This window comes from Enterococcus cecorum DSM 20682 = ATCC 43198, assembly GCF_000407565.1.
GTDB classification, from domain to species: domain Bacteria; phylum Bacillota; class Bacilli; order Lactobacillales; family Enterococcaceae; genus Enterococcus_E; species Enterococcus_E cecorum.
On the sequence record NZ_ASWI01000003.1, the window covers coordinates 89,156 to 110,549 of the forward strand.

The window sequence follows — 21,394 nt, forward strand, 5'->3', positions numbered from 1 at the left end:
TTCTTTCATTTTCCTTTTGACTTTAACGCAACCGGTTGCTATAATAAGGACAAATAATACGAAAAGAGGATGAATCATGAAAAAAGGTTTTGTATTTGATTTAGATGGTGTGATTACCGATACTGCAAAATTCCACTATATCGCTTGGAAAGAATTAGGCCATGAATTAGGCATCGAGATTGATTTACAATTTAATGAGCAACTGAAAGGAATCAGTCGCATGGATTCACTTGAACGAATCTTAGTCCATGGTGGTCGCGAAAATGATTTTACTGCGGAACAAAAAGAAGAACTCGCAGCAAAGAAAAATCAACATTATGTGACTTTACTACAAAAATTAACGCCCGAAGATTTATTACTTGGTGTGAAAGACTTTTTAGACCAAGCTCAAGCGCTAGGTATTCCTTGTGCGATTGCTTCAGCTTCTAAAAATGCCCCATTTATCCTAGAAAAATTAGGTGTCATTGATGAATTTGATGCCATTGTCGATCCTGCAACCTTGACAAAAGGCAAACCAGATCCTGAAATCTTTGTCAAAGCGTGTGAATTAATCCATGTGGCTCCAGGTGATGCAATCGGTTTCGAAGATGCACAAGCCGGAATCCAAGGTATCAAAGGAGCGGGCATGTATGCAGTCGGTGTCTCTACCGGTGAAGCCTTAGATGGTGCAGATAAAATCATCACTCACTTTACTGAAATTACGGCAAAAGAATTAAGCGAATTATAAACGCGCATTCCCATGAGACTGTCATGAACAGCTTCATGGGATTTTTATTTGCGGTAGTTTTTCTGTGCGATATTTAGACTATGCATGGCCTCTTGAATCACCAAAAAACGCTCATTGACTTGTTGGAACTATTCACGATTTTGCTTTAACGTAATTCAGGCATTCATCGCCCATCCTCTATAGGTGGGTGATGAATGCCATTCGGTATGAGGGTTACTGTTGGTAACTCGAAGACCGACAATACAGTATACTGTCTTTTCATTTTGTTTTATGTTATAATCAGTATATATTAGAAATGAGTTGATATAAAATGGAATTAGATACAAATAAACATTCAGTCTTTCTTCTTTATTACCATCTTATTTTAGTAACGAAATACCGTAGACAAGTGATTGATGATGAAATATCTGATTATGCTAAAGCTACTTTTGAAAGAATTTCAGAATCGTATCACATTACTTTAGTGGAGTGGAATCACGATAAAGACCATATTCATGTCATGTTCAAAGCTCATCCTAAAACAGAATTGACAAAATTCATCAACGCCTATAAAAGTGCTAGTTCAAGATTGATAAAACGTGATTTTCCAAGAGTCAAACAGTTTCTTTGGAAAGAACAGTTTTGGTCTAAAAGTTTTTGTCTGTTGACGACTGGTGGAGCACCAATTGATGTGATAAAGCAATACATCCAAAATCAAGGAAACAATCATAAATAGAAAGCAGGTGAACTTTGTGGAACGACTAAAATCATACAAATTCAGAATCTATCCAACAAAGGAACAAGAAATCTTCTTTGCCAAGACTTTCGGCTGCGTTCGTAAGGTCTACAATCTAATGCTTGATGATCGAAAAAAAGCATACGAAGAAGTTAAAAATGATTCTTCTAAAAAAATGACTTTTCCAACACCGGCTAAATATAAGAAAGAATTTCCATTTCTGAAAGAAGTCGATAGCCTCGCTTTGGCCAATGCCCAACTTCATTTAGATAAAGCATACAAGAATTTTTTTCGGGATAAATCTGTTGGCTTTCCACGTTTCAAAAGTAAGAAAAATCCTGTTCAGAGTTATACAACGAATAATCAAAAGGGTACCATTGCTTTGATTGATAGTAAATTCATAAAAGTTCCTAAATTGAAATCATTAGTAAAAATTAAGCTTCATAGACAACCAAAAGGGATGATTAAATCTGCTACAATATCACGGCATTCTAGCGGTAAATACTATATTTCTTTGTTGTGTAAAGAAGAAATTAGCGAGTTACCTAAAACTAATTCTGTCATTGGTATCGACTTAGGTATTACAGACTTTGCGATTCTTTCAGATGGACAAAAAATTGATAATCATAAATTCACGTCCAAAATGGAAAAGAAATTAAAACGTGAACAACGCAAGTTATCTAGACGTGCCTTATTAGCTAAGAAAAAAGGTATCCCTTTATCTGAAGCTAAAAATTACCAAAAACAAAAACGCAAAGTAGCTAGATTACATGAAAAAGTAATGAATCAACGTACTGATTTTCTGAATAAGTTAAGTACAGAAATTATCAAAAATCACGATATTATCTGTATTGAAGACTTAAACGTAAAAGGTATGTTGCGTAATCATAAATTAGCAAGAAGTATTTCTGATGTATCTTGGTCTAGCTTTGTGGCTAAGTTGCAATACAAAGCTGACTGGTATGGACGTGAAATCATCAAAGTGAATCAGTGGTTTCCGTCTAGTCAAATTTGTTCAGAATGTGGACATAAAGACGGTAAGAAACCGCTCGATATTCGAGAATGGACTTGCCCTATTTGCCATACTCATCATGACCGAGATATCAACGCTAGTATCAATATACTGACCGAAGGTCTAAGAATACAAACACTAGCTTAGGTACAATCAAAAACCGTAGGAACTACGGGGATAGCTTGGTAAATAAGAGAAACCTCTGTTAGTGAAGAAATAATCTATCAAGTATGCTCTATTCCCAAGAAGCTCCCACTTCAAGCGTTAAGAACTGTTAGGTTTAGCTAAGTGGTGAGTAGTTCACGTAGCGTTTACTATTAGCCAATTTATTCGCATAATGCAAAAAGACTTCAATCTCAGGAATCAATTCGGCTAAGGTGAGCTTCACATCTTGCATATGGTAACGGCGAATCAACTGCTCTTTTTCATCTAGGAATTGCTGATAATGAAGGAGTTGTTGCTCGCTGATATGATTTTTCAAAGTTCCTGAATTGACCGCATAACAGGTTACAAATTGCCGCTTTTGTATATCACAAACAAAAATAATGCTCTCATCTGAGATATAACGTTTCCTATTTTCACAATCACCATTATCCAGAAAGGTCAAGGTATGAATTTGACGGTTAAGCCATTTTTTTAAACCATCTGCCTCAATTGAAAAGCGCTCTTTTGCTCTTTGCTTGAAATGATCAGTCCAAGTATATTCATTTCCATAAGACAAGCCTATGCATTCACCTAACTTTCCTTCATTGATTCTAATAATAGATTCTTCTTTTTCATCATTCGGTCATACGCATTTTTCACCTTTTTCTCTGGAAGCTGCATCATTTGCGCGATTTCTTGGATACTCTTACCTGTCTGTAGCTCTTTAAAAACTGTCAACTCTAATTGTGATAAACTGAGCAATAAAGTCTTTACTAACTCCTTACTGATTACTTCATCTACTGGTGTCTGCTGATTCACAAACCGAACGTTATAATCACTCGTCTCTTCTTCTATGAGATCCCAACTGACTTTATCAATATTACTAGTTCTTTTATAGGCGTTTTGATAACGGAGGACACTATTTAGATGGTTGCGCAAAACCTTATTATAGTAGCTCGCAAAAGTAATATTTAGCTCGTAATTATATGTCCGATATGATTCTACAAAAGCAATCCATGCCTCTTGTTCGATATCCTCCTTATCATAATCCACAAAATAATACTTGCGCCGATAACGATTTAATAAAGGACGAAAACGAGCAAACTGATTGGAAAGCTCGGTATCACTCATTGCTTCGATTTTTTTTAGTGGTTTCAGCATCCTCACACCTTTCCTATCCCCCTCGTCTATCTTAACACATTTTTGAAAACGTTTTTCTCATTTAAGTGTTCAATTTTTGCCAGTAAATCAAAAAATACGAACCTACCACCAAAATCGGCAGTAAATTCGTATTCTAAAATTATTTTAAACTCATTTTTTCTTCGTTTGTTTGCTTAATTCTGCTAGTTTTTGCGCAAGTTGGGCGAGTTGGTCTTCATTCCAAGGTGAGTTGCGGCGGTAATCTTGGTAATGAATTTCTTGTTGGTGCTGATGGATTTGTTTTTCGACCTTTTGTACCGATTTATACAATTCACGGGCCGAAGTTCTCAGCGCGCCTTGTGAGAAGATGACCCACTGTTCCGCTAAGTCACTCGTGGCTACGGTTACTTGCGTTAATAAGTTATTTAATTGACCGGCTGTGCGTTCGATGTAGCTATCTGCGGTCTCGCCTTCTTGAGTGAAAATCACTTCAAGTTGGTATTTTTCATAGCTTTGGGTAATGCCTGGGACGAATTGCGCATCAAAGACCACCATGATTTGAATGCCTTCATATTTGGCATAGTTAGACAAGCGGTTCAGCAAATCTTCGCGGGCTTCTTCTAAACGGTCTTGTTTCTTTAAAACTGCTAATTCTGGCCAAGCACCAATCATATTATACCCATCGACAATCAATAATTGTTTTTTCATCATTTATCCTCGCTTAAAGAAGGCTTCATACATTAATAGACTCGCAGCGACACTAGCATTGAGGCTTTGCACATGACCGGTCATTGGAATCGTCAACATTTGATCGACTTCTTTTTTCAATCCGGGAGCCATCCCCTTGCCTTCATTGCCAATGATTAGTGCTACCGAACCAGAAGCATTCCAATCCCGATAATTCACGCCTTGCATATCGGTCCCAAAAATCCAAAATCCTTGCTCTTTTAATTGGCTGATGGTCTGTTGGAGATTAGTCACGCGGGCGATTGGCACATGTTCGACGGCCCCAGTTGAAGTCTTGACCACAATCGGCGTGATTCCAACAGCGCGGTGTTTCGGAATAATCACACCATCCACGCCAGTCGCATCAGCCGTTCTAAGAATAGAGCCAAAGTTATGCGGATCTTCTAAGCTGTCTAAAATTAAGAAAAATGGATTTTCCTTTGTTTGGTCCAGTAATTGCGCTAAAGAAAGATATTCATAAGGCGTAATAGTTAGTACGACCCCTTGATGGACCGCTTGATTGCTTAGACTATCGAGTTTGGCTTTGGGTACCCATTTGATTGGTAGGTGTTGTGCTGCGGCTAAGTCTTTTAATTGTTGGACCTTTTCGCCTTTGAGACTGTCTTGGATAAATAGCTTGTTGCCACGGCCTTGCTGGATGGCCTCAAGTGTCGCATGCATCCCAAAAACAAATTCATCGCTGGCGAGTCCTTGATTTTCACTTGGTTGGCGTTTTACTTTTTCTGTTCTTTTTTGATATGGATTTCGTTTATTACTTGATTTCGTCATGATTCGCCTCCTATTTCTTTGATACACCATTGGATGAGTTCTTCCATTCGCTCTATTTGCTTGGTTAAATACAGATAGCCCATCAATGCTTCAAACCCCGTCGAGATGCGGTAAGTTAAGATATCGGCATTTTTCGCACTGGTATGACTCTTGCTGTTGCGCCCCCGACGATAGAAATCGACTTCTTTTTCGGTCAACAGTTCAGCATCTAGCATGGCTTGCATCAACTTTGCCTGCGCTTTAGCCGAAACGTATTTAGTCGCAGTATGGTGCAACTGATTGGGACGCGTCTTTCCTTGATTTAATAAGTACTCGCGGATATACACCTCATAAATCGCATCGCCCATATACGCCAAAGCCAGGCCGTTTAATTGTTCAAAATCTTTCATTAGCCTTTTCTCCATCTCGTTCCTTGGGCAGTATCTTCTAAAATAATGCCTTGTGCTTTAAGCAAATCGCGAATTTCATCACTACGAGCAAAGTTGCGTTCTTTACGTGCTTGATTGCGTTCTTCAATTAATTTTTCGATTTCATCATCTAATAATTCTTGGCTAAATTCAATACCAAAAACGCCTAACCATCCTTGTAATTGTTGGATTGCTTGTTGGAGTACTGGTTTTGAAACTTCTTCATTATTCGCATAAACGTTCAACCACTTAGCCAATTCATAGGCCACAGTAATCCCATTTGCGGCATTGAAGTCATCATCCATTTCGGCGACAAATTGTTCTTCTAATTTCGCTAGTTCATCTAAATGAATGGCATCGTTAGCTAGTTCATCTTTAGCATTGTCTAATCTAAATTGCGCATTTTCCAAGGCTGTTTTTAGTTTTTGTAAATTATTTTCTGCTTCTTGTAATGTTTTTTCACTATAGCAGATTGGACGACGGTATTGGGTAGTCGCCATGAAGAAGCGCAGTACTTGTGGATCGATTTCTTGAATAATCTCATGAACCGTCACAAAGTTGCCAAGTGATTTACTCATTTTTTCTTGCGTTTCGCCGACGGTCACAAAGCCATTATGCATCCAATAATTGGCAAAAGGATGACCTGTCTTGGCTTCACTTTGCGCAATTTCATTTTCATGATGCGGAAATTCCAAATCTTGACCGCCCCCGTGAATATCGATGGTATCGCCTAAATGTTTGATCGCCATTACAGAACATTCGATATGCCAACCCGGACGACCTTGCCCCCATGGTGAATCCCAAGAAATTTCGCCTTCTTTGGCTTTTTTCCATAACGCAAAGTCAAGTGGATCTTCTTTTTGGGCTTGTTCACTGCCGGTTCGTTGACTAGCACCGATTTCTAATTCATCGATGGATTGGTCACTTAATTTTCCATAGTCTTTGAATTTGCGTGTGCGGTAATACACATCGCCATTCGATTCATAAGCATAGCCTTTTTCTACCAACACTTGCACAAAATCAATAATATCTTCAATGTGATCCATAACGCGTGGATTCAAGGTCGCTTCTTTGATATTTAGCGCGTGGGTATCGGCTTTGAAGGCATCGATAAAGCGTTGCGCCACTTCAGGTGCAGTGATTTGCATTTCTTTGGCTGCTTTAATAATTTTATCGTCCACATCGGTAAAGTTGGATACATAATTGACTTCATACCCACGATATTCAAAGTAACGGCGAATCGTATCAAAAGCGATACTGCTGCGGGCGTTTCCGATATGGATGTAATTATAAACGGTGGGGCCGCAGACATACATCTTGACCTTACCCGCTTCTAAAGGTTTAAACGTTTCTTTTTGTCTTGTTAATGTGTTATATATTTTAATCATGAGCTACCTTCTTTCCATTTAATCGAACTATTTTGGCTGGTGTACCAACCGCGGTGGCATTGGCTGGAATATCTTGTAAAACGACTGATGAAGCACCGATTTTACTATTCTCACCAATCACGACTGGCCCTAAAATTTGCGCATGGGCAGATATCAATGCGCCATCTTTGACCGTTGGATGTCGTTTCCCACAGTCTTTACCCGTACCGCCAAGTGTGACTCCATGAAAGAGCGTCACATTATCACCGACTTCTGCTGTTTCACCAATCACTACACCCATGCCGTGATCGATAAATACACCTTTGCCAATGACAGCGCCAGGATGAATTTCGATTCCGGTAAAAAATCGCGTCATCTGAGCATGCATACGGGCTAACAGATAAAGATGGTGACGGTATAAGAAGTGTTCCCACCGATGCCAAAATAACGCATGAAATCCTGGATAAGTCAGGACAATTTCTAAAGTAGTGCGCGCAGCAGGATCATTACGCTTGGTTGCGGCAATCGCTTCTTTCATCCATCCCATAGAATCCCTTCTTTCTTTTATTTTTTCAAATATTTTATGTATCTCTTCTTCATGGAACGCGACAACAAACAAGGAACTATAAAATAACGTTCCGCTTGGAGCTGATCGACCCGCTTCACATCCTTATAATTAAATAAGCGTCTTTTAACCGTTTTGTTTGGTTAAAAGACGCTTGTTTGGCGTGGTTCCACTTTTATTCACAGAAATTTTCTGCCTTAAATAGATAACGGTCTATTTTGCCGTTTTTAGTTTGGGCTAAAACCACTCCCAGGTGCATTTCATCTGCTTGTTTGATTGCTTCCACCAACCGCAACCTCTCTTTAAAACGCTACAGATTACTTCGCCTGTTCTTCGTGTTTGAGATTATAAGACTTGATTTAAATGATTTAAGGCTTTTTCTTTACCTAATAAAGCCACAGTGTCTGGTAATTCTGGTCCGTGCATTTGTCCAGAAACAGCGACACGAATTGGCATGAATAAGTTCTTACCTTTGACGCCAGTTTCTTTTTGGACGGCTTTGATAGCTGCGCGAACATTGTCACTTGTTACTTCTTCCATCGCTTCTAATTGTGCTTTGAAGGCGGCTAGGACAGTTGGGACTGTTTCACCTGCTAGCACTTCTTTTGCTGCCTCATCTAAAACAGGATGTTCGATGAAGAATAATTCAGAAACTTCCACGATTTGTGCTGCATAGCTCATTTGTGGTTGATATAAAGCGACTAATTGTTTCACCCAAGCTAAATCTTCAGCTGATAAATCTTCTTTAATGCGGCCAGCTTTTTGCAAGAATGGAACACACATTTCAGTTAAACGGTCAAGATCCATTTTCTTCATGTATTGGTTGTTAATCCATTCTAATTTCTTCGCATCAAAAGCCGCTGGTGACTTACTCAAACGATTTGGATCAAACATTTCGATTAATTGTTCTTGGCTAAAGATTTCGTCTTCGCCCACTGGAGACCAACCTAAAAGCGCGATAAAGTTAAACATCGCTTCTGGTAGGTAACCTAAATCACGATATTGTTCGATAAATTGTAGGATTGTTTCGTCACGTTTACTTAATTTTTTACCGGTTTCGCTATTGATGATGAGTGTCATATGACCGAATTTTGGTGGTTTCCAACCAAATGCTTCGTAAATCATCAATTGTTTTGGTGTGTTGGCAATATGGTCATCGCCACGTAATACATGTGTGATGCCCATCATGTGATCATCGACTGCCACGGCAAAGTTATAAGTTGGCATGCCATCACGTTTTTGAATCACAAAATCGCCACCAACATTGTCTGATTCAAAGACGATTTCACCTTTTACGATATCATCAAAACGGTATTCACGATTTTTTGGTACACGGAAACGAATCACTGGTTTGATACCTTGTGCTTCTTTTTGCGCTTGTTCTTCTGGTGTTAAGTGTGCACAAGTGCCAGCATAGCGAGGGATTTCGCCGCGTGCACGTTGAGCTTCACGTTCAGCTTCTAACTCTTCTTCTGTACAGTAACATTTGTAAGCCAAGTTGCTAGCAAGTAGTTGGTCAATTAAAGGTTGATAGATTTCTTTACGCTCAGATTGACGGTAAGGACCTACTTTCCCTGGTTTTTGAGCAGACTCATCCCAGTTCATTCCTAACCAGTCTAAGTTTTCTAATTGGCTCTTTTCTCCATCCGCGATATTGCGTTTTAAATCTGTGTCTTCAATACGGATAATGAAGTCGCCGCCATTGTGACGTGCATACAGATAGTTAAATAACGCAGTACGAGCATTTCCAATGTGTAGATGCCCAGTTGGACTTGGAGCATATCTTACGCGTATTTTTGACATATTCTGTTCATCCTTTACAAAAATTTTTATACAAGTTTCAATTTAGTATACAGCTAAAATTGTACCCCCAAACGTGAAAATAGTAAAGTGAAAATTATGAGAAATGGCGCTCGTTTTCATGGTTTGGCGCAAGTTTCATGTATAACAATAGATAAGGCTGTCCCTCTTCATCTAGGTCGGTGTGCTTATAGGTTACAAAGCCAAGATGTTCATAAAAACCAATTGCCTGTGGGTTTTGTTCGTTAACGGTTAATTCATTGACGTCAAAGTTTTTTATCGCATACCTTAGCAACTGTTTGCCGATGCCTTGACCGCGCGCATTGACTTGAATAAACAACATTTCCAAACGCTGGTCTGCAACACCAATAAAACCAAGTAGTTCCCCTTTTTCGGATAATGCAATACAAAGATGAGGCACATATTCTACAGCTTGAGGGACATATTATTTAACGTTTTGATTTTCTTCTTCTGTTAAAAAAGTATGCGTGACCTTCACATTTGCCTCCCATAATTGAACAATGGGTTGAAGGTACGTATCACGTTGGTCTAGTTCAAGTATTTGTATGCTCATGATTCCTTTTCATTTTTTGTGATGTCTTAGTTCGTATCGATCGTTTTAATTGTTCCACGTGAAACATTTTAGATAATATAAGCTAGCACAAAAAAGAGAACAGCCAGTAACAGTGCCAAAATAGCTGTTTGCTTCCTGCGTTGTTGCTGAAGTTGGGCCGGCATGTTTTCATTCACGAGTAATGCCAATTGCGTTTGATGGAAAATACCGATGCGCAGGGCTAAGATAAGCGCTAGAACACCTAAATCCAAGAAAAAAACAGCAATTGAAAGAACCTGCGTCAATTGTAGGATGATTAGCAGTACTATCATGCATACATAGCAAAGTTTTTCTATCATGACTAAGACTTCTTTCGTAAAAAATTTTTTATACATATATCCTATCACTTTTCAATACACTTTCTCAACTCACTTTCATTTCATCCGCTGCTTTTCACTGCACTCCGCTGTCTTTTGCTGCACTCCACCACTTTTTGCGCGCGAATAGCCTCACGAATAATCCGAGTATCTTGGCTAGTTTATCTGGAAAAAGCTTATCCACTTATACCTTAAAAAGCTTCCTCACATTCCTAAGCGTAAAAAAAGCTATTTTTCTCCGTTTGATTGAGAGAAAAATAGCTTTTAACAAATACTTATCCAAGCACTTCTTTTAACGTAGGCGCCTTACTATCTTTTTCAGAAATTTGTTCGCGATTTTGTGCATCTATTGGAATTGGCCAACGAATATTTAAAGCTGCATCTAGTGGTGTAAGAGCGACACCCGACATTCCTGGCTGCCATTCGTTGTCAAAGAAATACAAATATTCCGTATCTTCCAAAGCTTGGAATCCATTGCAAACACCTTGAGGGACAAAAACTTGCACACCTGGTTTTAAATCCACTGTCACAACTTCTCTCTTGGTTGGACTATCTAAGCGCGTATCTACATACACACCAAAAGCCGAACCAAAAGCGACAGTAACTAGTTTTGCCATCGCCTCACCATGTAGCCCACGAACAGCCCCTTTTTTCGTTCTAGTTAAATTAATCTGTTGCCAAGAAGAAAGTGTGTTAGGTAAAAAAGTTGTATATAGACTACCACGGTATAATTCGCGTACAGTACCTCGATCATCAGTCACCGTTTTAGAACGAATAATCTTCAAACCAGCAATTTTAGATTCTTCCACCGTACAATCTTTCAATTCAAACATCTAATCAACTCCAAAAATTTTCAAAATCATTTCTTCACTTTAGTTAATGCCGCGTCTTGAATGGGAAGGTTTGGCAAAAATCATGCGTCCAGCTGCCGTTTGTAAAGCAGAAGTTACCACCACTTCTAAGCGTTCATTCATATAATGTTGTCCGTCTTCTACCACGACCATCGTACCATCATCAAGATAAGCGACCCCTTGTTGACGCTCGGTCCCAGCTTTGACCACTTGGACTTCCATCGTTTCTCCTGGAATCACGACAGGTTTGACCGCATTGGCTAATTCATTGATATTCAACACAGGGACATTTTGAAATTCTGAAACTTTATTTAAATTAAAATCATTCGTAACCACGATACCATCCAATAATTTTGCTAGCTTGATTAACTTGCTGTCAACTTCAGAAATCTCTTCAAAATCGCCCTCGTACATCTCAACGGCAATGTCTTCTTCTTTTTGTAAAGCATTTAAAATATCTAAGCCCCGGCGGCCACGCACTCGCTTCAAACTGTCTCCTGAATCCGCAATATATTGTAACTCATATAACACGAAATTAGGAATCAGCAAAACACCTTCTAAAAATCCAGATTTGGCAATATCGTAAATCCGACCATCAATAATCACACTCGTATCTAAAATCTTATACTTGTGGAAATGGTCTTCAATTTTACGATCAAGCATCTGTTGTTCCACTTTGTTTTCAGATTTTTTGGTCTTAATATTGAGTAACTTTTTCCACTCCTCAATTCGCGTCGTTCCGATACGAAAACCAAAATAACCAAAAATCACCATCAAAATAACTGGCATAAAACCTGTTACGAACGGAATATTCCAGTTATAAAGAGGAATGGACAAAATCGCCCCTAAAACCAGACCGATAATCGTACCAAGTGTGCCAAATAATAGGTACATCAGGCTGAATTCGCTCAGTTTCTTTTCAATTTTTTGAATTCCTGTTGCAATGCTGTCGGCTAATAATAATGATAAAATAAAGAAAACAATTGCTCCGATTAAGCCGTTGGTCACATTGTTATTCAACATCATATTCTTATCTTGTTGTAATGCTTGCCAGGCATAAGGTAGTAAGGAAATCCCTAGTGTCGTTCCAGCAAGCACGAATAAAATATTAATAATTCGTCGCTGCATACTTTAATCTCCCTTGTTCAAGTATTTTGCGGACACTCAGCATAAGCCAAGCATCCTTGGTGTAATCTGTGCTTGGTAGCTAGACATTTTGAAAATTCGCCCCGCCGATTGAGAAAATCTTTAATTCTGACTGATTTTCTCATCGGTGGGTATACACGAATTTTCTCATGTCTGACCAAGCTACCTCACATCCTTATTCTTAGCCAAAGACTTTTTTCATCGTTTCAGCCAAAGTAGAAACCCCGATAACTTCAATACCCGCTGGAATTTCTAAATTAGCTAAATTATTTTTAGGTACAAATACCCGTTTAAAGCCTAACTTTTGCACTTCTTTGATGCGTTGTTCGATGGCATTGACGCGTCTGATTTCACCGGTCAAGCCAATTTCACCGATAAAACAATCCGTTGCCTGGGTGCCTTTTTCCTTGTAACTAGAGGCAATACTCACCGCAATAGCTAAATCGATTGCTGGCTCGTTTAGCTTCACACCACCGGCTGCTTTTAAATAGGCATCTTGATTTTGCAATAACATTCCAGCGCGCTTTTCCAAGACCGCCATAATTAAAGATACCCGATTAAAGTCTAGACCTGTCGTGGTACGCTTGGCATTTCCAAACATGGTGGGTGTAATCAACGCTTGAATCTCCACTAATAATGGGCGCGTTCCTTCCATCGTCACCACGATTGCCGAACCAGTCGCTCCTTGCAGACGTTCTTCTAAAAAGACTTGCGAAGGATTGATGACTTCATGCAACCCATCTTCATGCATCTCGAAAATGCCGATTTCATTGGTCGAACCGAAACGATTTTTCACCGCACGTAAAATTCTAAAGGACTGTTGGCGTTCTCCTTCAAAATATAACACGGTATCAACCATGTGTTCTAACATTCTAGGACCTGCTAGTGCCCCTTCTTTTGTCACATGACCAACGATAAAAATGGCAATCTGATTACTCTTAGCAATGCGCATCAACTCAGCGGTGGTTTCGCGAACCTGACTGACACTTCCCGCCACAGAAGAAATGCTTGGCTGAATCATGGTTTGAATCGAATCAATAATCACATAATCAGGCGAAAGTTGTTCGATGGCTTGACGAATGGCCTCCATATCATTTTCCGCATAGACATAAAAGGACTCATGCAAGACCCCTAGACGTTCCGCACGCATCTTGATTTGCTCGGCACTTTCTTCACCTGAGACGTACAAGACTTTCCCGTGGGCTTTGGTTAGCTGCTCGGATACTTGTAATAACAGTGTCGACTTGCCAATACCCGGATCGCCTCCTAGTAAAATCAAGGAACCTGGCACCACGCCGCCACCTAGCACGCGATTCAACTCACCAATTTCTGTTTGGACGCACGGTGTTTTTTTCGGCACCACTTCGGTAATTTTGGTTGGTTGGCTCTTGATTCCGGTAAACGAAACAGCTTGACGGACATCGGTGGTATTTTCGATTTTGACTTCCATCATCGAGTTCCAACTATTACAATTCGGACATTTCCCTAAATAACGTGGGGAAATATAGCCACAATGTTGACACTCAAATTGTGTTTTTGCTTTTTTTGCCACTGAAATCCACCTTTACTCTTGATTAGAAGAACCAAATCCACCGGTGCGCGTACTCATCGTTTCATCTTGGTCGGCTTTTAAAAATGGTAGGAAAATCCCTTGACCGATGCGTTCTCCTTTTTTGATTGTCACATCTGTTACACCAAAATTCACAAATTGAAACATGATATGGCCTTCGTTATCAGGATTGTTATAATAATCTGCATCAATGACCCCCACCCCGTTGGCCAATAACAAAAAGCGCTTCAACGGATTGCTTGAACGATTGGCCAGTTGTAAAAATTCATCTGTTGGCATATAAGCTTTAATCCCTGTTGGCACTAAGGTTGGTTTGAGTGTTTGTTGGGCTTTTTGAGCATCAAATAGTAAGTTTTTAATGGTCATCAAGCCAGCGCCACTTTTCCAAATGCTAGGAATCACTACATCTTCAGCCGCTTCAAAATCATAGCCAGCAGCTTGATGGGTCGCCCGGACTGGTAAATGTAGGCCTTGGTCTTGATACTTTGTGATAATTTCAAATCCTCGCTTGCTAATCGTAAGGACCTCCTTTTAAATAATCATTGAATAAGTATATTTTAACATATCGGCGGCAATTTATCGCTAAAACGCTTCTATTTTTATGGATAATTTTAAATTTGGATAAAATTACTCAAATGAATGGCGCTTTTTTGGATAAAATGACAAGACTAGATTGCAGATTGCTTTTCGATTGTATGACGATTAAAATGGAGAAAAAGACGAAAAAGGAGGGTCAAAATGAATCCAACCGACAAGCTGATGGATAAGTATCATCTTTCTTTGCACGAATCGCAATTTTTACTCAAAAATAATCTTGTCACTTGGATTTATCAGGCTGGAAAGTTTGAAAATCTAAAAGCCACTCCTTTACAAATCAAACAAATCATCAAATATAATCAGGCAAAAGATGTCGCTGTGGATGAAGTCCTCACCATCGTTCATTTAAAACGCGGCTTTGAGTATTTGCTAAAAGCGACGGATGAACCTTTACTGGAAAAAGCAAAAAAAATAAACGCAATTGTTGCTAGTGAAGATGCCTTATTTCCGGGACGAATTCGCAATGGAGGAGTCGAGGTCAGCACATTACAAGGAAAATATATCCCTAAATTGAAAGATGAAGCAACTATCCAATCTGATTTTCAAAAATTATTAGATAGCGATTATTCTATCACCGAAAAAGCCCTACGATTATTTCTGTATATGAGCAAAAATCAAATCTTTTGGGATGGAAATAAAGATGCGCACTGATTTCAGCCAATGCGTTGATGTACAAATATGGCATGGGACTATTATCCATTCCTGAAACTGATTTTATCACTTTCAATAAATATCTATCCAATTACTACCACAGCGACCAGGCTAGTCAAGAAAAAAAGCTGTTTCATTTTATGTATGATCACTGTATCCTTGGCATTGACTACCAATCTTAAACAAACGTATTTAGCAGATTCCTAATTGATTGGGAATCTGCTTTTCTTCAACAATTTGCAAAAAATGCATGACGAACGGGCGATTTTAGCGTAAAATGGATACAATCAATAATAAAGGAAAGATTACGAAATGATTCGAGAAAAGTTAAAAAATAGCAAGCGAATTGTCATTAAGATAGGAACAAGTTCACTGATTTACCCAAATGGCAATATTAATTTATCTAGTATTGATGCGTTGGCCTTTGTCTTAGCTGATTTGAGCAACCAAGGAAAAGAAATCCTCCTCGTCACTTCTGGTGCAATTGGTGTTGGAATGAATCAGTTGCAGTTAAAGACGCGACCTAGCACAATTCCTGAGCAACAAGCCGTCGCCAGTCTCGGGCAAGCCACTTTGATGAACATTTATTCCCAACGTCTCGCAAGTTATGGCAAGTTAGCTGGCCAAGTCTTACTTACACGCGATGTGATTGAATATCCGGAAAGCCGCAAAAATGTTACCAACACCCTGGAACAACTTTTGCAGATGAAGATTATTCCGATTATCAATGAAAATGACACCGTTTCGGTCGATGAATTGGATCACTTGACGAAATTTGGCGATAATGACCAACTGTCTGCCATCGTCGCACAATTAACCCATGCGGACCTATTAGTGATGCTATCAGATATTGATGGTTTTTACTCCGATAATCCAAACACCAATCCTGAAGCTACCTTGCACCACCATATCAGCGAAATCACGCCGGAAATCACCCAGCAAGCCGGTGGCAAAGGCAGTCAATTTGGCACAGGCGGTATGGCAAGTAAACTCAAAGCTGCCAAACGCATTTTGGACCATGATTTAGCCATGGTATTAGCCAACGGAAAACAGCCGAAAATCATTTTTGACATTATTGAGGGTGCACCGATTGGAACACTATTTATGAAAAATAACTAATGAGGAGGAGATTCGATGACAGATATTCAAATGTTAGGACAAACAGCTAAAGCAAGCACCAGTCAACTCAGTCTGCTTTCGACCAAAGAAAAAAATCAAATTTTAAACCAAATGGCTGAGGCACTGGAAGCAAACACCCAAAAAATTATCGCCGCGAACCAAAAAGACTTAGCCAAAGCCGATGATTACGGGATTAAAGAAACGATGAAGGACCGCTTGAGATTAGATGAAGCGCGTATTCAAGAGATGGCTAACGGAATTCGCCAAGTTGCAACTTTACCCGATCCAATTGGCAATGTCGATAAAATGTGGCAAAATGCCGATGAACTCATGATTGGTGCCAAACGCGTGCCCCTAGGTGTGGTCGGCATGATTTATGAATCTCGTCCAAATGTAACAACCGATGCGGCGAGTCTGTGCTTTAAAACAGGCAATGCGGTCATCTTGCGTGGAGGAAAAGAAGCCTTCTACTCTAATCAGTTATTGGTGGAAATTATGCAAGCAGTCTTAGCACAAAACGACATTCATCCTGGGGCGATTCAGTTTGTGGATGATATCTCTCGGGAAGTTGTACAAGAGATGATGCGCCTCAATGACTATCTAGATGTCTTAATTCCACGTGGGGGCGCTGGTCTGATTCAAAACGTGAAAAATCATGCGACGGTCCCTGTAATTGAAACGGGAACTGGGAATAATCACGTCTACATTGATAAAGATGCGAACTTGGAGATGGCGGTGAAGATTACCATGAACGCGAAAACACAACGTCCATCCGTATGTAATGCGATTGAAACTTTACTAGTCCACAAAGACATTGCCTCAGAAGTCTTACCTATGTTGGAAAAAGAATTATTAGCAAAAAATGTCGAAATTCGTGCCGATCAAAAAGCCCTAGCCTATCTCACGCAAGCAAGTGAAGCAACGGAAACGGATTGGGAAACCGAATTTTTGGACTATATTTTAGCCATTAAGGTAGTCGATTCTCTTGAAGAAGCAATCGCCCATATCAACCAATACAACACCAAACACTCTGAAGCTATTGTGACCGAAAATTATAGTGTCGCTCAAAAATTCTTAAATGAAGTCGATGCCGCGGCGGTCTATGTCAATGCCTCTACCCGCTTTACAGATGGCTTTGTCTTTGGTTTTGGTGCAGAAATCGGTATCTCTACGCAAAAACTTCACGCGCGAGGACCCATGGGATTAGACGCACTTACCTCGATTAAATACATCATCTACGGTCAAGATCAAGTGAGAAATTAAGCATAAAAAAGAGGGTTGTCAAAAATTGACAATCCTCTTTTATGTTTTAATCTAAACTTTCTCCGTTTGTGGCAATGACTTGTTTATACCAGTCAAAGGAATCTTTCTTATAGCGTTTCAAACTACCATTGCCACGGTCATCACGGTCTACATAAACAAAGCCATAACGTTTCTTCATTTCACCTGTGCCATTAGAAACTAGGTCAATTGCACTCCACATCGTATATCCAAGCAAATCAACCCCATCGATTTCCACAGCGTCTTTCATTGATTTTAGATTCGCTTTGAGGTAATTGATACGATAATCATCATGTATTTTGCCATCTGGTGTTAATTCATCGCTCCAACCTAAGCCATTTTCTACAATCCATAGTGGTTTATGATATCTGTCCCAAAGTGTATTTAAGGTCAGGCGCAGACAATAAGGATCAATTGTCCAGCCCCAAGCATTGGTTTCTAAATAAGGATTTTTCACCCCATTCATGCCTAGGTTTCCTTCTGCTTGGGCGGTATTTTCATGCGTGGTCACTACATGCGAGCCATAGCAAGAAAAACTCAAGAAGTCTGCGGGATATTTGGCAATAAGTTCATAATCTTCTGGGCAATCCTCTAACACAATGCCTTCGCGCGCATATTTTTTCAAACGGTATTCTGGATAACGTCCGCCCGTTTGCACATCGGCATAGAAAAGTTCATTTTGTTGGGCTTCCATCACTTTAAGCGCGTCTTTTGGATCACAAGTATAGGTATAAATCGCGCTACAAGCCAACATCTGGCCGACTTGCATATTTGGATCGATTTCATGGGCTGCTTTAACGGCTAATGCGGAGGCCACAAATTGATTATGAGCTCCTTGCGCACGATTTTGAGCGGAAGTATCTAACAGGCCACCACCCATATAAGGCGCATGATCCATTGCGTTGATTTCATTAAAGGTTAACCAGTATTTCACGCGTCCTTTGAAGTGATTAAAAAGTGTTTTAGCATATTTTTCAAAAATTGGAATCATCTTTCTATCTGACCAACCATTATAACGAATCACCAAACTTAGTGGGGTTTCGTAGTGTGATAATGTCACCAGCGGCTCCATTCCTAAACGTAAGCAAGTGTCCACCACGCGATCATAAAAGGCTAGTCCGGCTTGGTTGACTTGTTCGTCATCGCCATTTGGGAAAATTCGTGACCAGTTAATAGAGAAACGATAGCATTTAAAGCCCATCTCTGCTAGCAATCCTAAATCTTCTTCTAAATGATGATAAAAGTCGGTTCCTGTGTGGCTTGGATAATAATAGTCATCTAAAATCGTTGGGATGGCATCTTTTGGAAATGCAAATGGCTTGCCCCAAACAAGTGGTGTCGTGCCGGTTTGGCCATCTGCTTTTTTCCAAGTGACTTGTCTAGGTGTGGTATGCGAACCATTAGTCATTACATCAATGGCATTTAGTCCTTTCCCATCTTGGTCATAGCCGCCTTCATATTGGTTGGCTGCCGTGGCCCCACCCCATAAGAAATCTTCTCGTAAACTCATTAGTGAATCACTCCATATCTGTAATCGTTTTCTACTATACTATTTTACCTTTTCTTAGTTTAATAGGTCAAGGGGTTCAATTAAATTTGTTGGGACAAATTTAATTTTTTGGTAGCGTTTTAACAATATTGTGTTATAATTAATGTATAACAAAAGAAAAAAGGCAGGTGTCAAAAAAAAATGGCTCTCAAATATCAAGAAGTCGCTAAGGATTTAGCACATAAAATATTTACTAAAGCGTATACAGATAAGCTACCTAGCGAAGGAGAATTGCTAGAAGAGTATGAAGTAAGCCGTAATACAATTCGTAACGCACTTGGAATTCTTTATAACCAAGGACTTATTAAGCGAATTCAAGGAAGTGGTTACTTTATCACACAACCACTTCACAATAACACGACTATTATGAATATGGCGAATAAATCCGGACATAACCAAATAGGCAATCCTCTTTTTGTTTACTCAAAAGTATTACACTTGGAAGTTATACCTGCAAATGAAGAAATTGCTAAATATCTAAATTGTTCAATGGGTGAGCTTGTATACTATGTCCAACGGCTAAGATATACAGAAAAAGAGTTGATCTGTTTAGAAAATGCCTATTACCTTAAATCAGTTATTCCTTATTTATCAGCTGAAATATGCGAAAAATCGATTTTCCAATTTATATTTCAACATTATAATGTCTCTGTTCAACGTGGAGATGAATACATTTCGATTCATTATATTACTGATGAAGAAGCTGCATTAACTGGTAGCGAATCAGGGCAGGCTACGATTCAGGTAGAGGAAATAAATTACTTAAAAAATGAACAAGCTTTTAACTATTCGATATCCTATTACTTCCAAAAAGAACTATCTATATACTTCCATGTTAGTAACTATTTACATTAATATCTTAACTTCTCGTTTTATAATGAGAAGTTTTTTTATGTAAAAAAAGAGATAGCCCAGATATTGAGCTATCTCTTTTATTATTGAACAAATTCAGCATTATGCTGCAGCTTGTTCTTCTTTGTATAATTTATTGTCATAGAATTTAATGAATGGGAAGTAAACTAAGAAGGCTGCGATACCACAAATTAATGATACAACTAGCGCTTTCCAGTCACCACCTGATCCAATAAATGCACCGATACCAATTGGAGTTGGCCATGGCACTTGCGCAATTGGAGGAGCAATCATTTGTAATTTAATTGCAAAATAACCAATTGTAGCAGCTGTCATTGGTGCCAAGAAGAATGGAATAGCAACAAATGGGTTATACACTACTGGTAACCCAAAAATAATTGGTTCGTTAATATTAAAGAATGAAGGAACTAATGCCGCTTTACCTAACGCACCTAATTGAGCTGATTTTGCAAAGAATGCGATAAAAATACATAATCCTAAAGTAGAACCAGAACCACCCATTACAACGAATGAGTTTTGGAATTCACCAGCAAACGGAATGTGTGCACCTGCTTGGTTTGCTTCCATATTTGATAAAACAATTGGAGTTAATAGTCCAGTTACGATATTTGCACCATGTATCCCTACAATCCATAAAGCATGGATAATAAAGTAAATAACCATTATCCCAATCCAAGTGTTGGTTAAATTAACAACAAATCCAAATGGAATGGCTACTAATTTGAATACATCTGTTTGGAAGAAGACTAAAATTCCTTCAATGAGTATCATCGCAAAAGCAATAAAGAATGTTGGAATCAAGGCGGTAAATGACCGAGAAACCCCTGCTGGAACGGTATCAGGCATTTTTACAATGATATTACGTTTGACACAGAATACATAAATTTTAACAGCAATAATACCCACGATAATTCCTGTAAAGATACCTGTTGAACCTAAGCGAGAGATTGTATTTCCCATTGTTACCCCGTTAATGGTGAAGGCTCCATTCTTTTCATCGACAATTTGTAATAAAGTCATCGTACCATCTTTGAAAATCAATTCTGGAATACACATGAAGAAAGCAAACATTGCAAGTAAAGCCCCTGTTAGAGGGTTCACATCTACTTTTTCTTCATCATGATGAATTTTAGTGTATTCATAGGCGAAAACAATACAAAAATATAATGCCAATATACCCATAGTTGCGGTATTGGCAACCATGTATAGCGAACTTACTTTGAAGAATGTTGCTTCAAAAAATCCACGTAAAAATTCCATTGTATCAGGTAAAATATTCAATACTAAGAACATCGATCCGACAATTGTAAATGGAATTGATGCCATCCCAGCGGCCATCACACCGCGTACGATACGCCACTGACTCATCTTACCCATAGGACCCATTAAGTACTTTTCTAAAAATGCAAAAGCCTTGTTGTTTTCCATAATAAAA

At 39.1% G+C, this 21,394-nt stretch carries 24 protein-coding genes and 1 other annotated feature; of the genes, 7 read left to right on the forward strand and 17 right to left on the reverse strand.

Annotated features, from left to right (window positions below; translation table 11 throughout):
- The first annotated feature begins 76 nt into the window (after positions 1-76).
- The 3 genes from pgmB to tnpB all read left to right on the forward strand — a co-directional run bounded on the left by pgmB (position 77) and on the right by tnpB (position 2,601).
- Positions 77-727, forward strand: coding sequence for a beta-phosphoglucomutase (gene pgmB, locus I567_RS01105; protein ID WP_016250412.1), 651 nt, complete (start codon positions 77-79; stop codon positions 725-727).
- A 310-nt stretch (positions 728-1,037) separates the two neighbouring features.
- Entirely contained in the window at positions 1,038-1,442 is a 405-nt protein-coding gene (gene tnpA / locus I567_RS01110) for an IS200/IS605 family transposase (RefSeq protein WP_016250413.1), read from the forward strand.
- A 16-nt stretch (positions 1,443-1,458) separates the two neighbouring features.
- On the forward strand, positions 1,459-2,601 hold the full coding sequence (tnpB, locus tag I567_RS01115; protein ID WP_016250414.1) for an IS200/IS605 family element RNA-guided endonuclease TnpB: 1,143 nt from the start codon (positions 1,459-1,461) through the stop codon (positions 2,599-2,601).
- 133 nt (positions 2,602-2,734) lie between these two features.
- Here the strand turns inward: tnpB and I567_RS01120 are convergent, their stop codons facing one another.
- From I567_RS01120 to I567_RS01185, 15 genes are all read right to left on the reverse strand, one after another.
- The gene (locus I567_RS01120) at positions 2,735-3,175 is read right to left on the reverse strand and encodes a hypothetical protein (RefSeq protein ID WP_016250415.1); all 441 of its coding nucleotides are present in this window, start codon (positions 3,173-3,175) and stop codon (positions 2,735-2,737) included.
- Between the two features lie 14 nt (positions 3,176-3,189).
- The gene (locus I567_RS01125; protein WP_016250416.1) at positions 3,190-3,759 is read right to left on the reverse strand and encodes a sigma-70 family RNA polymerase sigma factor; all 570 of its coding nucleotides are present in this window, start codon (positions 3,757-3,759) and stop codon (positions 3,190-3,192) included.
- 150 nt (positions 3,760-3,909) lie between these two features.
- A complete protein-coding gene (locus I567_RS01130) occupies positions 3,910-4,446 on the reverse strand; it encodes an NYN domain-containing protein (RefSeq protein WP_016250417.1) in 537 nt (178 codons plus the stop codon).
- A 3-nt stretch (positions 4,447-4,449) separates the two neighbouring features.
- A complete protein-coding gene (gene rlmB / locus I567_RS01135; protein ID WP_026209955.1) occupies positions 4,450-5,283 on the reverse strand; it encodes a 23S rRNA (guanosine(2251)-2'-O)-methyltransferase RlmB in 834 nt (277 codons plus the stop codon).
- Complete coding sequence (locus tag I567_RS01140) at positions 5,250-5,642, reverse strand: Mini-ribonuclease 3 (RefSeq protein ID WP_016250419.1); 393 nt, start codon at positions 5,640-5,642, stop codon at positions 5,250-5,252. The genes rlmB and I567_RS01140 overlap by 34 nt, the downstream gene beginning before the upstream one ends.
- Entirely contained in the window at positions 5,642-7,048 is a 1,407-nt protein-coding gene (cysS, locus tag I567_RS01145; protein WP_016250420.1) for a cysteine--tRNA ligase, read from the reverse strand. The genes I567_RS01140 and cysS overlap by 1 nt, the downstream gene beginning before the upstream one ends.
- Complete coding sequence (gene epsC, locus I567_RS01150; protein ID WP_016250421.1) at positions 7,041-7,574, reverse strand: serine O-acetyltransferase EpsC; 534 nt, start codon at positions 7,572-7,574, stop codon at positions 7,041-7,043. Before epsC ends, cysS begins: the two co-directional genes overlap by 8 nt.
- 161 nt (positions 7,575-7,735) lie before the next feature.
- Positions 7,736-7,935, reverse strand: a binding site (T-box leader).
- A gap of 2 nt (positions 7,936-7,937) precedes the next feature.
- Entirely contained in the window at positions 7,938-9,395 is a 1,458-nt protein-coding gene (gene gltX / locus I567_RS01155) for a glutamate--tRNA ligase (RefSeq protein ID WP_016250422.1), read from the reverse strand.
- A 94-nt stretch (positions 9,396-9,489) separates the two neighbouring features.
- Positions 9,490-9,813 carry a GNAT family N-acetyltransferase gene (locus I567_RS01160; protein ID WP_016250423.1) on the reverse strand — a complete coding sequence of 108 codons (324 nt, stop codon included), beginning with the start codon at positions 9,811-9,813 and terminating at the stop codon, positions 9,490-9,492.
- Positions 9,814-9,837: 24 nt separating this feature from the next.
- Positions 9,838-9,966 (reverse strand): hypothetical protein, encoded by a 129-nt coding sequence (locus I567_RS13005; RefSeq protein ID WP_018345333.1) that lies wholly within the window; start codon positions 9,964-9,966, stop codon positions 9,838-9,840.
- A gap of 68 nt (positions 9,967-10,034) precedes the next feature.
- Positions 10,035-10,304 carry a hypothetical protein gene (locus I567_RS01165; protein ID WP_231482343.1) on the reverse strand — a complete coding sequence of 90 codons (270 nt, stop codon included), beginning with the start codon at positions 10,302-10,304 and terminating at the stop codon, positions 10,035-10,037.
- Positions 10,305-10,597: 293 nt separating this feature from the next.
- A complete protein-coding gene (locus I567_RS01170) occupies positions 10,598-11,155 on the reverse strand; it encodes a dTDP-4-dehydrorhamnose 3,5-epimerase family protein (protein WP_016250425.1) in 558 nt (185 codons plus the stop codon).
- A 39-nt stretch (positions 11,156-11,194) separates the two neighbouring features.
- On the reverse strand, positions 11,195-12,301 hold the full coding sequence (locus I567_RS01175; RefSeq protein ID WP_016250426.1) for a PIN/TRAM domain-containing protein: 1,107 nt from the start codon (positions 12,299-12,301) through the stop codon (positions 11,195-11,197).
- Between the two features lie 199 nt (positions 12,302-12,500).
- On the reverse strand, positions 12,501-13,871 hold the full coding sequence (gene radA / locus I567_RS01180; protein WP_016250427.1) for a DNA repair protein RadA: 1,371 nt from the start codon (positions 13,869-13,871) through the stop codon (positions 12,501-12,503).
- 12 nt (positions 13,872-13,883) lie between these two features.
- Positions 13,884-14,405, reverse strand: coding sequence for a dCTP deaminase/dUTPase family protein (locus I567_RS01185; RefSeq protein WP_026209954.1), 522 nt, complete (start codon positions 14,403-14,405; stop codon positions 13,884-13,886).
- A gap of 222 nt (positions 14,406-14,627) precedes the next feature.
- Between I567_RS01185 and I567_RS01190 the strand changes: the two genes are divergently transcribed.
- From I567_RS01190 to I567_RS01200, 3 genes are all read left to right on the forward strand, one after another.
- Positions 14,628-15,137: a hypothetical protein gene (locus I567_RS01190; protein WP_016250429.1), complete on the forward strand. Its 510-nt coding sequence runs from the start codon at positions 14,628-14,630 to the stop codon at positions 15,135-15,137.
- A gap of 315 nt (positions 15,138-15,452) precedes the next feature.
- Positions 15,453-16,256: a glutamate 5-kinase gene (gene proB, locus I567_RS01195; protein WP_235426847.1), complete on the forward strand. Its 804-nt coding sequence runs from the start codon at positions 15,453-15,455 to the stop codon at positions 16,254-16,256.
- Positions 16,257-16,271: 15 nt separating this feature from the next.
- On the forward strand, positions 16,272-17,519 hold the full coding sequence (locus tag I567_RS01200) for a glutamate-5-semialdehyde dehydrogenase (protein ID WP_016250431.1): 1,248 nt from the start codon (positions 16,272-16,274) through the stop codon (positions 17,517-17,519).
- Between the two features lie 46 nt (positions 17,520-17,565).
- Here I567_RS01200 and I567_RS01205 read toward each other — a convergent pair whose 3' ends face one another.
- A complete protein-coding gene (locus tag I567_RS01205) occupies positions 17,566-19,047 on the reverse strand; it encodes a glycoside hydrolase family 1 protein (RefSeq protein WP_016250432.1) in 1,482 nt (493 codons plus the stop codon).
- A 180-nt stretch (positions 19,048-19,227) separates the two neighbouring features.
- Here I567_RS01205 and I567_RS01210 point away from each other — a divergent pair, with 180 nt between their 5' ends.
- On the forward strand, positions 19,228-19,941 hold the full coding sequence (locus I567_RS01210) for a GntR family transcriptional regulator (RefSeq protein ID WP_016250433.1): 714 nt from the start codon (positions 19,228-19,230) through the stop codon (positions 19,939-19,941).
- A gap of 99 nt (positions 19,942-20,040) precedes the next feature.
- On the opposite strand, the gene celB is transcribed toward I567_RS01210, so the two are convergent.
- Complete coding sequence (celB, locus tag I567_RS01215) at positions 20,041-21,387, reverse strand: PTS cellobiose transporter subunit IIC (RefSeq protein WP_016250434.1); 1,347 nt, start codon at positions 21,385-21,387, stop codon at positions 20,041-20,043.
- Between the last annotated feature and the right edge of the window lie 7 nt (positions 21,388-21,394).